This window comes from Arthrobacter sp. MYb213 (assembly GCF_002979915.1).
Classification (GTDB): domain Bacteria; phylum Actinomycetota; class Actinomycetes; order Actinomycetales; family Micrococcaceae; genus Glutamicibacter.
In genome coordinates, this window is sequence record NZ_PCQA01000002.1 from 356,507 (window position 1) to 370,081 (window position 13,575).

Sequence of the window (13,575 nt, forward strand, 5' to 3'; positions counted from 1 at the left end):
CTAGTACTCCTTTCCAACTGGGTCAGGCAACTCTTCTGCCTCGACTTTTTGCTGGTGTTCCTCAAATTCAGGATCATTCAGCTTAGACTTCTTGCTCCATGGGATGAAGGACATCAATACAGCACCAACAATCAGCGCACCAGCCATGCCCCAACCAAAGACTCCGTTGAACCAGACCGGGTAGCCCGAGTAAGACTCGGAGATTTTAGTCTGGACTTCATTGATCAGCATGTAACCCAGCGCGGCCGGGCCCACACCGCCAACCAGAACCATCCAGCCGGTACCCAACTTGATCGAGCTGTGACGGTTCAGGTGCTTAGCCAAACGTGGCAGCATGCCAAGACCTGCACCGAAGACAATCACGATAACCAATGCACAGGCAAGGATGCCGAACTGGTTCACGAACGCGTCCATGGTGTCCAGCAGATAGAGACCCGTGGTTGTCGGGAAGAGAACCATCGAGATAAACGCCACCGGAAGGGTAACCACCAAAGTGGCGGACTTGCGGTTCCAGCCCAGCTTGTCCTGGAACGCGGCAACGATCACCTCAAGGATCGAGATCAACGAGGTCAACCCCGCGAAGACCAGGGAGCCGAAGAACAGCACACCGATGACCGAACCAAATGGTGCGGCCGAGACGATGGTTGGGAAGGCGATAAACGCTAGTCCGATACCACTGGTGGCAACATCGCCAACCGCGGAGTTCGCGTTGTATGCCATGAAGCCAAGAGCTGCGAAGACACCGATACCTGCAAGCAATTCGAAGCTGGAGTTAGCGAAAGCTACAACGTAACCCGAACCGGTCAGGTCACTCTTGCGCTTCATGTAGGAGGAGTAAGTGACCATGATGCCGAAGGCTACGGACAGCGAGAAGAAGATGTGACCAAAGGCCGCAGCCCAGACGCCAGGGTTCGCCAATGCTTCGAAGTTCGGGGTGAAGAATGCGTTCAGACCGTCAATTGCGCCAGGCAGGAAGACCGACTGAACTACGAGGATCAGGAACATCACGATTAGCAACGGCATGAAGATACCGTTGGCACGCGAGATGCCCTTGTTGACCCCGGCCACCATGATGATGATCGCAACGAGCCATACGCCAAGCATCGGTCCGAAGACGCCACCGACGATATCCAAGGAGACACCGGCCTCTGGGGCAACCTGCAAGAAATCTTCCATGAAGAAGGTCGCGGCATCGTCGCCCCAAGCCTTCGTGATGGAGAACCAGCAGTACATAGCAGCCCACGCGATAATTGCCGCGTAGTAGATCGCGATCACGAAGCAGATGAGAACCTGCCACCAACCAAGCACTTCTGCTTTGCGGTTAGCGCGGCGGTACGCCAGCGGAGCTGAGCCGCGGTAGCGGTGGCCGATCGAGTAGTCCAAAAATAGCAGTGGAATACCCGCACAAAGAATTGCAACTAGGTATGGGATTAGGAATGCGCCGCCGCCGTTTTCGTAGGCGACATAGGGGAAACGCCAGATGTTTCCCAGACCAACGGCTGAACCAATCGCCGAGAGGATAAAAAGCTTGCGTGACGAGAATGTCTCGCGCTTGCCTTCAGCGAGTGGAGCGCCCTTTTTCAAAGATGGAGTGCTCATGGCACTAAACTAGCCTAAATAGTTCACATTATGGGCAATTTTTTGATAACAATGTCCAGTATCTGAACAAGTTAGTTTTTCGGGAACTTTACCGAGCACTCTAGAATTGCCTTATGGCAATCACTTTACGCGCCCTATTGGCTATTGACGAGCTGGACTTACGTCCGCTGAACGATCATTCCACAGCCAATAACACCGCAATCACCTGGGGCGCGGTTACCGAACTTCTCAACCCGGCGGACTTTCTCACAGGCCGTGAAATTGTCCTCACCACGGGGGTCCGGCAAAAAACAACCGCAAGTCAACGCGAGTTCGTGAGAACACTTGCGGAGAACGATGTGGTGGCTTTGGGATTCGGCACCGGACTGGGACATAAAAATGTTCCAGCGACAATCTTACAGACAGCAAACGAAGTTGGGTTGCCCGTCTTTGAGGTACCCTACCAAATTCCTTTTGCTGCGATCACCCGAGTCATCGCCGAGGCACTGAATGCCGACCACCTCAAACGGCTCGAACGCCTGCTACGTTCGCACCAGAAACTGACGCGGGCGCTGCTCTCCTCAGATCTCCAAACGATGCTTAGTGAACTCGCGCGAATCCTCAACACCGATGTTGCACTGACCCTATTTGGCGAATGCATCAGCGGTGACTTCGATCCAGAGCGCGATTGGAATAGTCTGCCGGTAGCCACTGGCATCCGCGATAAATGTGTCTTGCACCTAGCCAAGCCCTATGCCGCAGACCCGCTTATCGAATACGCACAGTCATTGATCGGTTTGGAAGTGGCCAACAACGCCCGGTTACTCTCCTCTGAACGCCAGTCCAATGGGCAGGTCTTGGCGGATCTCGCGGCGGGCACACTCACCGGAGCGGACGCGGCGGTCCGTGTCGGTGCACTGGGGCTGACCCCGAAACGTGAGCACGCGGTAATCCTCATCCAGGCCGCCACTCAACCAGAACGCTTGCATGCCTTGCCACTACCGGCCGAGCTCAGCTCGCAGGTCTCGGTGATCGTGGAGGATCGCTTAGCGATTATTGTGGCGCACAATCAGCTCCAGGCGTCGGTGGCTCGCTTGGATGCGTACCTCAGTGACGCCGGGATCACCGCTCGGGTGGGTTATGGCGGACGCTACCCAAACACCACCGGCATCCGCTGGAGCTATTTTGAGGCGCTGGAAGCACTGAGTCATGGTGATCGCGTCAATGTTCCAAATAAGTTGTCATTGACTTCGCTATTGCTTGCCGCACGTGATGTGCCACTCCAAGACCTCGCCGAAGAGGCCCTAGGGCCCATCAGAAAATTTGATGCAACTCACGATTCGGATCTAGAACAAACGCTGCGCGAGTACCTAAATCGTGATGGTTCGGTCGGCGCAGTCGCCGAATCACTAGGGTTACACCGCAATACAGTGCGCTACCGCTTGCAACAAATCGCCGAACTATCCGGATACGATCCGAACATCACCAGTGATCGGGTCCAGCTGTGGATCGCGTTGAGCGCACTTGAACTGGGCTAATTCTCGATAGGATAAAGACATGGCTGACATGTTTCTTGAGAAGTTCCGTTCCCTCGTCCCGAAATACCTTGAGGACAAGTGGAATGAAGCTGACGGGTTGAATGCCGAGGAGCTGGCCGAGGGCCTAGCCCAGTCCGGCGTTTCGATCCCGTTTGTCCTCGAAGAGTTCTACCTCGCGTTAGGTAACAACGAAGACTTCACCGAGGCCTACCATTTCTTCTTTGATCCCGAAGAACTAGAAGTTGACGGGGAATACCTACTCTTCTTAGAAGACGAAGAAGAAAAATACGTGTGGGGATTCAAAACTTCCCAGCTTTCGGTGCCAGATCCAATCGTTTACCGCCGCAATAACTCGAAGGGAACGTGGACCAGCGAAGAAGGTACCTTCAGCGAATTTACCTTTGACATGTTCAGCTGGGTCTTTGAAGAACTAGCAGCTGAACTGGATGACTAGTGCTCCATAGCTCCCACGAACCTGCTGGCTATCAGTGCCCGTTTTGCGAGTTGCTCAACGACCAGCCTTTTAGCCCAGATAATCTGTGCGCGCCAAGCGACCTGATTTATCGCACGCCGTTGGTGGCCGCCATCATGGCTTGTGATGGCTTCGGGAATTATGGCGGTCACGTGATGATCATTCCCACCGCCCATTTGGAGGCGCTCTATGATCTGGATGAGCAAACGGGTTCCGCCATCATGTGGGAAACCAAACGTGTTGCCTTGGCGATGAAGTTGGCGTGGAATCCCGCGGGCACCAGTACCAGGCAACACAACGAGCCGGCAGGCAATCAGCATGTCTGGCATTATCACCAGCATGTTTTTCCGCGCTACGCGGACGATGAGCTGTACCGTCAGCTACGCCACCGGGTATCGGTGGAAGACCGCGCACGCAAGGCTCTGGAGCTTCGTAGCGCCTTGTTCTCCGCCGAGCACCCCTCACGGCTGACCGACGCCGACGTGGTTCGCTAAATAATACTTAAACAAACGCTGCCTGCTCTTCGAAAGAAGAACAGGCAGCGTTTGGGTTTAAAACTTAGGCCTCGCGGGTAACTACCGCATCGGCGAAGGAAATCAGCGCTTGCTTGATAGTTCCTTCGGGCAACGGCGCAAGAATCTCAATTGCATCATCTGCCCACCGGCGGGCTACGTTCCAGGCTTCCTGAGTTGCCGGGTGCGCGGCTACGGCGGTGACCGCCTGAGCCAATGCTTCATCGGTGGTTAGATCCGCGTCGACCAGCTGGACCGCGGCTTGCGCCTGGGCGTCACCGTGTTCGGCTGCCTGACGTAGCAGCAGGATCGGGAGGGTTGGGACTCCTTCACGAAGATCGGTTCCGGGGGTTTTGCCCGAATCTGATTCCTCGGAAGCGATATCGATGACGTCGTCGGCGACCTGGAAAGCCACGCCGACCTTTTCGCCATACTCGCGCAGTACCTCAACAAACTGTGGGCTACCACCGAACCTGGCGCCGAAGGCTCCGGAGGTTGCCAGCAATGAGGCGGTCTTATCGCTGATCACCTGAATATGGTGGGTGATCGCATCGTCGTTCTCGCGTGGGCCAATCGATTCGTGCAGCTGGCCTAGGCACAAGCGCTCGAAGGTTCGCGACTGCCAGCGTACGGCCTCGGGGCCAAGCTCGGATCCGAAGACCGAAGCGCGGGCGAAGATCAGGTCACCGGCGAGGATCGCCACGGAGTTGCCCCAGACCTCGTGGGCGGTGGGTGCTCCGCGACGCATCGGAGCGGAGTCCATCACGTCATCGTGGTAAAGGGTCGCCAGGTGGGTCAGCTCGACCACCGCGGCCGCCTTGATCACGTCGTCGTTGATGCCGTCGCCCAAAAGGGCTGTGAGCAGCACCAGCAGTGGGCGCACGCGTTTTCCGCCGGCCTCCACGAGGTGGCGGCTGGTGGCATCAATTAGCGGGTCGGAGTTGGCTATCGCGTCTCGCAGTAGCTTCTCAACTTTGGCCATACCCACGGAGATGGCAGGGCCAAACTCCGGGTCTTCGGCAATCAGCGCGAAGCCCGACGGAAGACTTATGGCCGCAGCGAGTACCGCGGTTTCAGGATTCAGCTCAATCGAGTCGGACACCTCGTGGCCGGCTGCGGTCCAGTTGCTCTTGGAATCAGTCACTGTTTTACGGCTTACTTATCTTTCATCGGGTTGGTCATCGCAAAGAACGAAGACTCCTTGCATGCCAAATGCACGCAAACTTCACTCTAGCCGATGCTTACCACTGAGCGTCTTCGGGCACTCCGCAACCGCCGTTGATGACCGGCGGAGCACCAGAACTGTATTCGTCCCTGAGTTTACCGGTTGATCCATAGTGTGCGACACCAACCCGCTACATCTCACATGGGTGAGCAGTAACACCTAGCGCTGACCAACGCGGGTGCGTCGCGGTAGGCTTAGCCCTATCATGTCTGCCGATTCGACCGCTCTCACCCCCAGCGCGCACCAATCCCCGGCACCGGCTTTGACCAGTGTCACCTTCAAATTCCAGGATGCCGCGCAGTCACTTATTTCCGACTCTTTAAGACACCACGCGATGGTGTGGACACGAAATGGAAACGGCCTCGTGGGATTCGGCGTGGCCGCCCAAATCCATACTCAAGGTGAAGAGCGCTTCGCTCAGGCACGAGCGTGGTTCGCGCAGCTCATCAAGCTGGCACAGATCACTGACCCGATTGCGCGGCCAGGCAGTGGACTGGTGGCTTTCGGTTCCTTCGCTTTTTCTTTCACTAGCTCCTTCGCCTCACGTTTGGTGATCCCCGAAGTAGTACTCGGCAAAGATGGCGAGCACGCCTGGATTACCGTGACCGGCACGGCGGAAAAACTTGCCGGGATGCAGTTTGCCGACGCCTTGGCGCTGGCCGAGGCCAAACTGGCGCAGGCCGCCATTCCTGCCAGCGCTCCGGGTGAAATTGAACTAACCACCGGACAGCTCACCGCAGGCTCCTACTTGGAAGCCGTCACCAAGGCACTGGGGCAGTTTGAAGATCGTGGCATCTCCAAGCTGGTTTTGGCCCGCGACATTGTGGCCCGCAGCAGCTCCCCGATTGATCTGGCCTCCGTATTGCGTACGCTGACCGAGCAGTACGGCAATTGCTGGACCTACGCCGTAGACGGCTTGGTGGGTGCGACCCCTGAAATGCTGGTTCGTGTCACCAACGGACTTGCCGAGGCTCGAGTCTTGGCTGGCACCTTGGACCGTGCCACCGCCGGGGCAGACGCTACCGGGTATGCCCACGCGCAGCTCTTCGAAGATCCCAAGCAGCGCCACGAGCATCAGCTGGCCATAGATTCGCTCACCGAATCTTTGAACCCGATCTCGCACGGTATGCAGTCCCCGGATGAACCTTTCATCTTGCAGCTACCCAATGTCTGGCATCTGGCCAGCGATGTGCGCGCCGAATTACGCGCGGACGCCGAGGGGCAGTTGCCCTCCGCATTGGATGTCGCGGAGATTTTCCATCCCACGGCGGCGGTGTGCGGAACCCCTACCAAGCCGGCCGGAGTACTGCTGCGCGAACTTGAGGGTCTAGACCGCGGACCTTACGCGGGTCCGGTGGGTTGGGTTGATAGCCGTGGCGATGGAGAGTTTGGCATTGCCTTGCGTGGCGGCATGCTTGAAACCGAGAACATGATGCGGCTCTACGCCGGGTGTGGCATTGTTCCCGGCTCGGTGCCAGAAGCAGAACTCGCCGAATCATGGGCAAAAATGCGCCCGATGCGTCAAGCTTTGCAGGCAGAATAGGGTCTTGCGCATGGTGTTTTTCAGAGATTCTGAGCATAAGTAATACTTACGCTTGAGCCGACTTGTGTGATGGAAATCTCGGTCTACTGTGTCCGTGGTTATGATTGTGCCTACGCACTGATCCACTCGCATTACCGAAAGTAGGTTCTGATCCTATGCGTCGAATCAAGAAGAACTTCGTCTCCACGCTCGCCGTCTCCGCGGTGGCACTACTAGCACTGACCGCATGCGGCTCCTCCGGCGGAAGCGACAGCTCCTCCGAAGAGGCAGCTTCCGGCTTCCCGGTCAACGCCGGAAAGTTCACCGTCTGCTCCGATATTCCTTACGAGCCCTTCGAATTCGTCAAGGACGGCAAGAACGTCGGCTTCGACATGGACATCGCCGCAGAAATCGCCACCGATGCCAAGCTCGAACTAAATGTTATCGATGCTAGCTTCGACTCGATCGAATCGGGATTGTTCAGCGTCCAGTGCGACGTGGCAATCTCCTCGGTCTCCATCACCGATGCGCGCAAGGCAAAGATGGACTTCTCCACCCCTTACATGGACGACGATCTGGTATTGATCGCCGCCGACGGGTCCGGAATCACCGACATCGAGTCCGCCAAGGGCAAGAAGGTCGGCGTTCAGCAGGCAACCACCGGCGAGAAGTACGCCAAGGAACAGGGTCTGAAGGACACCATCGGTTACGAGGATGCGGGCCTCCAAACTCAGGCACTTCTTGCAGGTCAGGTTGACGCACTACTGGGTAACCAGTCGGTGCTCGGCTACACCATCAAGGACAAGCCAGGCTACAAGGTAGTCGCCGACTTCAAGACCGGCGAGCAGCTAGGCATCGCGGTTCCGAAAGACAAGTCCGACACCTTGGATCTTGTCAACGGCACTTTGAAGCGTCTGACCGATGCAGGCACCATGGAAGAATTAACTGTGAAGTGGTTCGGCGAGAAATAACCCTCCGCCACTAACAGTTTTCAAAGCGAGCGGGGCATAGGCCGCAAACCAACGGTGTTGGGCCTATCCCCCGCTCCCTTTATGAGAGGTAATTCAGCATGGCAATGACCACGAGTCAGCGCGCCCGCATGAGCAAGACCATCCAAATAGGCATTTTTGTCATCGCCATCGTTGCCGTCATCGCGGCCGTGGACTGGGATAAGACGGCGTACGCCTTCTTCTCCTTCGACCAATTGGGACCAATGTTCCCAGACATGATCCTTATCGGTCTAAAGAACACCATTTTCTACACCATAATCTCTTTTGCTTTCGGCCTCGTTCTGGGTTTGATTTTGGCATTGATGAAGATGGCGTCTTTCGCACCGTACCGGTGGTTTGCCACGGCATTTATCGAGTTCTTCCGCGGCATTCCGGCCATCCTGGTGCTGTTGGCCTTCGGTTTTGGTCTGCCTCAGGCATTCGGAACTAACTGGCCACAGCCGGTCAACGTGATGTTCGCGTTGGGTCTGGTCTCTTCGGCATATATTGCAGAAACACTGCGTGCAGGTTTGCAGGCTGTTCCTAAAGGACAGACCGAAGCTGCTCGCTCCCTGGGTATGCCAGCATGGCGAGCCATGGTCACCATCGTGATCCCGCAGGCCTTCAAGATTGTGCTGCCACCGATGACCAACGAGATTATCTTGCTCACCAAGGACACCTCCCTGGCGTTCATTCTCGGTGCGTCTTTAGCCCAGTACGAGATGACCAAGTTTGGTCGCGATGGCATTTCCTCGCTTGACGCAGGTATCACCCCACTGGTTGTTGCAGGCCTGTTCTACCTGGTTATCACCATTCCATTGAGCCTGGTTGCCCGTAAACTTGAGTCGCGTAGCACGCGGACCAAGCGATAGTTAGGAATAGAGAATGACGACTCCAAACAATGAGCTTCGGGTCAAAGCCTCCGGTGTAGACATTGCCGGACTACGCAAATCCTACGGCTCAAATGAGGTACTCAAGGGCATCGATCTGACCGTCAAGCCAGGCGAAGTAGTCTGCTTGATTGGCCCCTCGGGTTCGGGCAAGTCAACGTTGCTTCGTTGCGTCAACCTGCTTGAAAAGCCAAACGGTGGAACCATCCATGTAGCCGGCTTCGAGACCACCGACCCGGAGGTGAATCTGGATAAGATGCGCCAAAATGTGGGCATGGTATTCCAGCAGTTCAACCTCTTCCCGCACCTGACCGTGCTGGAAAACTGCACGGTGGCTCAGCTGAAGGTGCTCAAGCGCAGCAAGCCAGATGCCGAGAAGACCGCTCGGGAAAACCTGGAACGGGTAGGCCTGGGAGACTTTGGCGGACGCTATCCAGATCAGCTCTCCGGCGGTCAGCAGCAGCGTGTTGCTATTGCCCGAGCGTTGTCGATGGAACCAACGTTGATGCTCTTTGATGAGCCCACCAGCGCCTTGGATCCAGAAACCGTGGGTGAGGTACTTTCAATTATGAAGAACCTCGCAAAATCCGGCATGACCATGCTTGTGGTTACCCACGAGATGAGCTTCGCCAAGGAAGTTGCAGACCGTGTGGTCTTCATGGACGGTGGCGTAGTGGTGGAAGAAGGCAAGGCCGCGGAGGTTATTGGCAATCCGCAGCAGCCGCGTACGCAGGACTTCTTGCGACGCGTCCTTGATCCAACACACGTGGATATCTAGGCTTTAGAAACTCTCAAAAACTGTGGCGTGGAATCGGTGGTTACCGATTCCACGCCACAGTTGTTTATGCTCCCGCCGGCCAGTGAAGCGCCGCGATACGACTGGTCAGTTCTAGGTTCGTTTCACGTAGTCTGCTGCGGTCCGCGATGATTTCGATGAGTCGCAGTTTCTTTGTCTTGGGGGCATGCAACACTTGGCGCAATTCCGCTGGGGTACTTGCTTGTTGATAATCCCAGCCGTAAGCGGTTGCTAGCGGCTGCAATTGGACGTTCTGCGGGGTGGCGAAGAGCCGTTCAACCGCTTGCCCATAACGCCCTGACTGCGCAACCTGCCCATGTTCCAAGGTGGAGAAGATGGCTCCACCACCATCGTTATAAACCACCACATCCAGATCTGGGGCAGGTTCCCCCGGAGTCCAGAGCATCGCACTGGCATCGTGCAGGAAGGTAATGTCCCCCATGATGCTCACCGTTGGTTTCTCGGTGGCCAGCGCCAGCCCTAGGGCCGTTGAGATGGTTCCATCGATACCAGCCAGACCCCGGTTAGCAAAGACCTGCCCTGAAGCAGCCTCACCAGGCGCAGCGCAAAGGTCAAAATCTCTGATGATATTAGATGAGCCCAATAACAGCGGCCCGTTCACGGTATTCCACACGGCCTGCGCAACACTTGGTCCGGTGAGTTGCTTACTGCCATAGAGTTCCTCGCATACGGCGAGCGCTTGGGCATCAAGTTCCTGCCAGCTGCGTAGCCACTGCTCGGGTGCCTTACCGGCAAAGCTGAGCAACTCTGCAGGAGAGCTAATAACCTTTTCGCGGCGTCGGCCAGGTTCATACCAGGACACCGGTTCTGGCTGCCAGATAGCGGTCGCCACTGCCGGGTCGGCTAGCAATCTGCCCACCGGCCGGCTTAGTGTGGGGCGTCCAAAAAGTACTACCCGCTCAATTTGCGCTGCCCCTACTGCGAGCAATGGGCGGTAATGCCCAATGGCGTGGGCGGAGAAGCGTGCGTTGGAAGATGGTTCGGCAAAAAGTGGCAGCCCCAGCAGTTGTGCAAAAGCCTGTGCTTCGTCACCCGCACCATGTCCGGCGACCACCACGGTACGTCGCTCCTCGAGCACCTCAGGTAACAACCAGTTGACCGGCTGCGTAGCGGGTTGCCACACCCCAGTGCCCAGTTCGGTCCAGCGCTGGTTTGCCACGGTAGCGTCCGACTCTGGGGTCAATGGGTCACGGAACTGTAAGTTGAGCTGTACGGGGCCAGCTGGGCTTGTTGCCGACCCGGCAAGGGCTAAGAGTGCGTCGGTTAGTGCGTGGCTCGGGTTTTCCCCGGCGGGGACGTTGAGCACCGTGCGTACGTGAGCACCAAATAGTTGTTTCTGGTCAGTGCTTTGGCTCGCGCCGGTTCCTAACAATTCGTCGGGGCGATCCGCGGAGAGCACCAATAGTGGTGTTGCGGTGTGGTTCGCTTCCATGATGGCTGGTAACAGCTCACCTATGGCAGTACCCGACGTGGCGACAAGAGCTACCGGGGTCTGTGAGCCTTGGCTGAGTCCTAGGGCCAGGAATCCTGCGGAGCGTTCATCGATTCGTACGTGAATGCGTAGCCTTCCGGCTGCTTCGGCCTCGGCTGCGGCGTAGGCCAGCGGTGCGCTGCGTGAGCCTGGTGAAAGTACAACCTCGCGCAGGCCTGCAACGATGAGTCCTGCCAGTACTTGGCGGGCCGTATCGATTGCTGGTTGTCCATCCTCGTGCCGTGCGCTCACGCCGTGCTTCACCCCTGAAATATCCCTAGAAAGTATCGGTTCAAGTCTATGCCGAAGGTGAGAGACAAAAACCCCGGGGTAGGAACTCAAGATGTACTTGAGTTCCTACCCCGGGGAATAGACGGGCGTTAGCTAGTCTTTGTTCTTGCCTTTGCCCTTACCGTTTCCGTTATTGCCATTGCCCTGTTTGAAGACCTGGACCACGGATGGGCGTGGCCCGTAGAACTGGCCTTTACCCGCAGACTGTGGCGACTTGATGAAGTCTGGGAAGAGTGATGCCGGCTGAGCAAAGCTTCCGCCCTCACCCGGGTGCTGGACCGCGACAAAGACTGAGTTGTCTTTGTCGTGCACCACTGGACCGCAGGTTTCTGCGCCGGTTGGAACGGCGAGGAACTGCTCAACGCGTCCGCGGTCTTTGCCGTGCAGGCTGACCTTGTGCAAAGCGTCAGACAGACCAATGACTCCAGGAGCACCATCGGTGGAGATCCATAGGTTACCTGCCGAGTCAAAGGCTAGGTTATCTGGGCAGGAGATGGGAGAGACCTTGTCGGTGGGGTAACCGGAGAAGTAGGTGGAGTCATTGACTCGTGGGTCTCCGGCAACAAGCAAGATGTTCCAGGTGAAGCGGGTGCTTGTCGCGTCATTACCGGCCTCGGTCATTTCCAGTACGTGACCATCGCGGTTGGCGATACGTGGGTTCTGCTCCGTGGCGCCTTCCTTACCGGCCTTGCCACGGTCGGTGTTGTTGGTCAGTGCGACGTAGACCTTGCCCGAGACTGGGCTTGGCTCAACGTCTTCTGGGCGGTCCATCTTGGTGGCGCCAGCCTTATCTGCGGCCAAGCGGGTGTAGACCAAGACTTCGTCAACGCTCATTCCGGCGACCATGGATTTTCCGTTGCGTACCAGTGGCAGCCACTGTCCGGTGCCATCGAATGCTCCGTCAGAAGGAACCTGGCCGCTACCGTCAAATTCGGCTGCCGGTGAGTTTCCGGCGAACTTAGCTACGTAGAGGTCACCCTCGTTGAGCAGGGTCATATTGTGCTGGCGGTCGTTCTTCCGGTAGGTATCCTTCGAGACGAACTTGTAGATGTATTCGAATCGCGAGTCATCACCCGAGTACGCCACAGCCTTGCCGTTTTTGGCAATGCGTACGGTCGCGCCTTCGTGCTTGAACCGGCCCAGGCTCGTGTGCTTCACCGGGGTAGAATCCGGGTTCTGTGGGTCAATTTCGACAATCCAACCGAAACGGTTAGCTTCATTCTCGTAGCCTGCATGGTTCAGTCCGAAGCGTGGGTCGGTTTGTTCCCAGCCGCGGTCTGTTGCCCCGGTACCGATGCCGTAGCGTGCTTCTTCAGCGGTTCCACGGCCCTGGAAGTACTGATCAAAGTTTTCTTCACCGGACAGTACAGTTCCCCAAGGAGTGGTACCACCGGCGCAGTTATTCAAGGTACCCAAGACAAGTTTGCCCGTTGGGTCTGCGACGGTCTTGAGCAGGTCACTTCCGGCGGCCGGTCCATCCACGGCAAACGGGGTGCTTGCGGTGATACGGCGGTTACGCTCGCCGCCCACGACATAGGTCCAGCGCTGATCATGCTTTTTACGTTTGATCTCAACCACGCTCAAGCCGTGGGAGTTCATCGCGATACGCCGAGCTTCATCGGTGTTTGCGGCAAACCACGCTGCATCAAACATCATGTCTTCATTTGAATACTCGTGGTTAGCTACCAACACCCCGGTGCGTCCGGAGTACTTATCGGCAATGATGTCCAGGTAATCACAGTTGTAACCAAACTGCATTGCCTGCGACTTCGCCGACTGCTTCTTCGGATCAAATTCCGGGCTGTTAGCGAATAGTGGATCTCCCCAGCGAATAATTGCGTGCCAGTCATAACCTTCTGGGACGCTCATATTGTCTACGGAACGTGAAACCGGGTCGATAGCGTCAAACTTCAGGTGGCCGCCCTTGCCGCGTCCGGTGTCTACCAATGGTGCTGCTACAGCGTTCGGAGCACCAAACAGCTGTGGGCCAATGACCAGTGCGGAGGCGCCAACTGCACCGAGTCCCAGCACATTTCGACGAGATAGTGCCTGATCTGCGACATCCTTGAAGTAGCTATTGCCCGAGGTATTGCACTCTGGCTTGACGCAAGCATCACCACATTTGAAGTGGCAGGTAGCTGCGGAGCGTCCGCCGCGGGTGTGGCCCAGCATTGGCAACAAGGTACGGATGGGATTCATAACTACGGCACTTCCTCATTCTTTAGCTCACGTTCAGGGGAACGAACGAATTGAGCTTTTCATTAGGAAGT

At 56.8% G+C, this 13,575-nt stretch carries 11 protein-coding genes; 7 read left to right on the top strand and 4 right to left on the bottom strand.

From position 1 onward, the window contains the following. Positions 1-1,599 carry a sodium-dependent transporter gene (locus CQ011_RS06050; RefSeq protein ID WP_105675610.1) on the bottom strand — a complete coding sequence of 533 codons (1,599 nt, stop codon included), beginning with the start codon at positions 1,597-1,599 and terminating at the stop codon, positions 1-3. A gap of 113 nt (positions 1,600-1,712) precedes the next feature. On the opposite strand from CQ011_RS06050, the gene CQ011_RS06055 reads away from it, so the two are divergent. Genes CQ011_RS06055 through CQ011_RS06065 form a run of 3 tightly spaced genes read left to right on the top strand, consistent with a single transcriptional unit; the run spans position 1,713 to position 4,082 of the window. Continuing rightward, the gene (locus CQ011_RS06055) at positions 1,713-3,116 is read left to right on the top strand and encodes a PucR family transcriptional regulator (protein WP_105675612.1); all 1,404 of its coding nucleotides are present in this window, start codon (positions 1,713-1,715) and stop codon (positions 3,114-3,116) included. A 19-nt stretch (positions 3,117-3,135) separates the two neighbouring features. Beyond that, entirely contained in the window at positions 3,136-3,570 is a 435-nt protein-coding gene (locus CQ011_RS06060; RefSeq protein WP_105675614.1) for a hypothetical protein, read from the top strand. Continuing rightward, a complete protein-coding gene (locus CQ011_RS06065) occupies positions 3,570-4,082 on the top strand; it encodes an HIT family protein (protein WP_105675616.1) in 513 nt (170 codons plus the stop codon). The genes CQ011_RS06060 and CQ011_RS06065 overlap by 1 nt, the downstream gene beginning before the upstream one ends. Positions 4,083-4,146: 64 nt before the next feature. Here the strand turns inward: CQ011_RS06065 and CQ011_RS06070 are convergent, their stop codons facing one another. Continuing rightward, the gene (locus CQ011_RS06070; RefSeq protein WP_105675618.1) at positions 4,147-5,244 is read right to left on the bottom strand and encodes a polyprenyl synthetase family protein; all 1,098 of its coding nucleotides are present in this window, start codon (positions 5,242-5,244) and stop codon (positions 4,147-4,149) included. A gap of 286 nt (positions 5,245-5,530) precedes the next feature. On the opposite strand from CQ011_RS06070, the gene CQ011_RS06075 reads away from it, so the two are divergent. From CQ011_RS06075 to CQ011_RS06090, 4 genes are all read left to right on the top strand, one after another. Then, positions 5,531-6,868 (top strand): isochorismate synthase, encoded by a 1,338-nt coding sequence (locus CQ011_RS06075; protein ID WP_105675620.1) that lies wholly within the window; start codon positions 5,531-5,533, stop codon positions 6,866-6,868. Positions 6,869-7,023: 155 nt separating this feature from the next. Then, positions 7,024-7,818, top strand: a complete 795-nt coding sequence (locus tag CQ011_RS06080) for an ABC transporter substrate-binding protein (RefSeq protein WP_105675622.1) — start codon at positions 7,024-7,026, stop codon at positions 7,816-7,818. 98 nt (positions 7,819-7,916) lie between these two features. Then, entirely contained in the window at positions 7,917-8,708 is a 792-nt protein-coding gene (locus CQ011_RS06085; RefSeq protein WP_105675624.1) for an amino acid ABC transporter permease, read from the top strand. A 13-nt stretch (positions 8,709-8,721) separates the two neighbouring features. Next, entirely contained in the window at positions 8,722-9,504 is a 783-nt protein-coding gene (locus CQ011_RS06090; RefSeq protein ID WP_105675626.1) for an amino acid ABC transporter ATP-binding protein, read from the top strand. A 64-nt stretch (positions 9,505-9,568) separates the two neighbouring features. Here CQ011_RS06090 and menD read toward each other — a convergent pair whose 3' ends face one another. Then, positions 9,569-11,266 (bottom strand): 2-succinyl-5-enolpyruvyl-6-hydroxy-3-cyclohexene-1-carboxylic-acid synthase, encoded by a 1,698-nt coding sequence (gene menD, locus CQ011_RS06095; protein WP_105676142.1) that lies wholly within the window; start codon positions 11,264-11,266, stop codon positions 9,569-9,571. Between the two features lie 132 nt (positions 11,267-11,398). Beyond that, positions 11,399-13,504, bottom strand: a complete 2,106-nt coding sequence (locus tag CQ011_RS06100; protein ID WP_105675628.1) for a PhoX family protein — start codon at positions 13,502-13,504, stop codon at positions 11,399-11,401. Positions 13,505-13,575 lie beyond the last annotated feature (71 nt).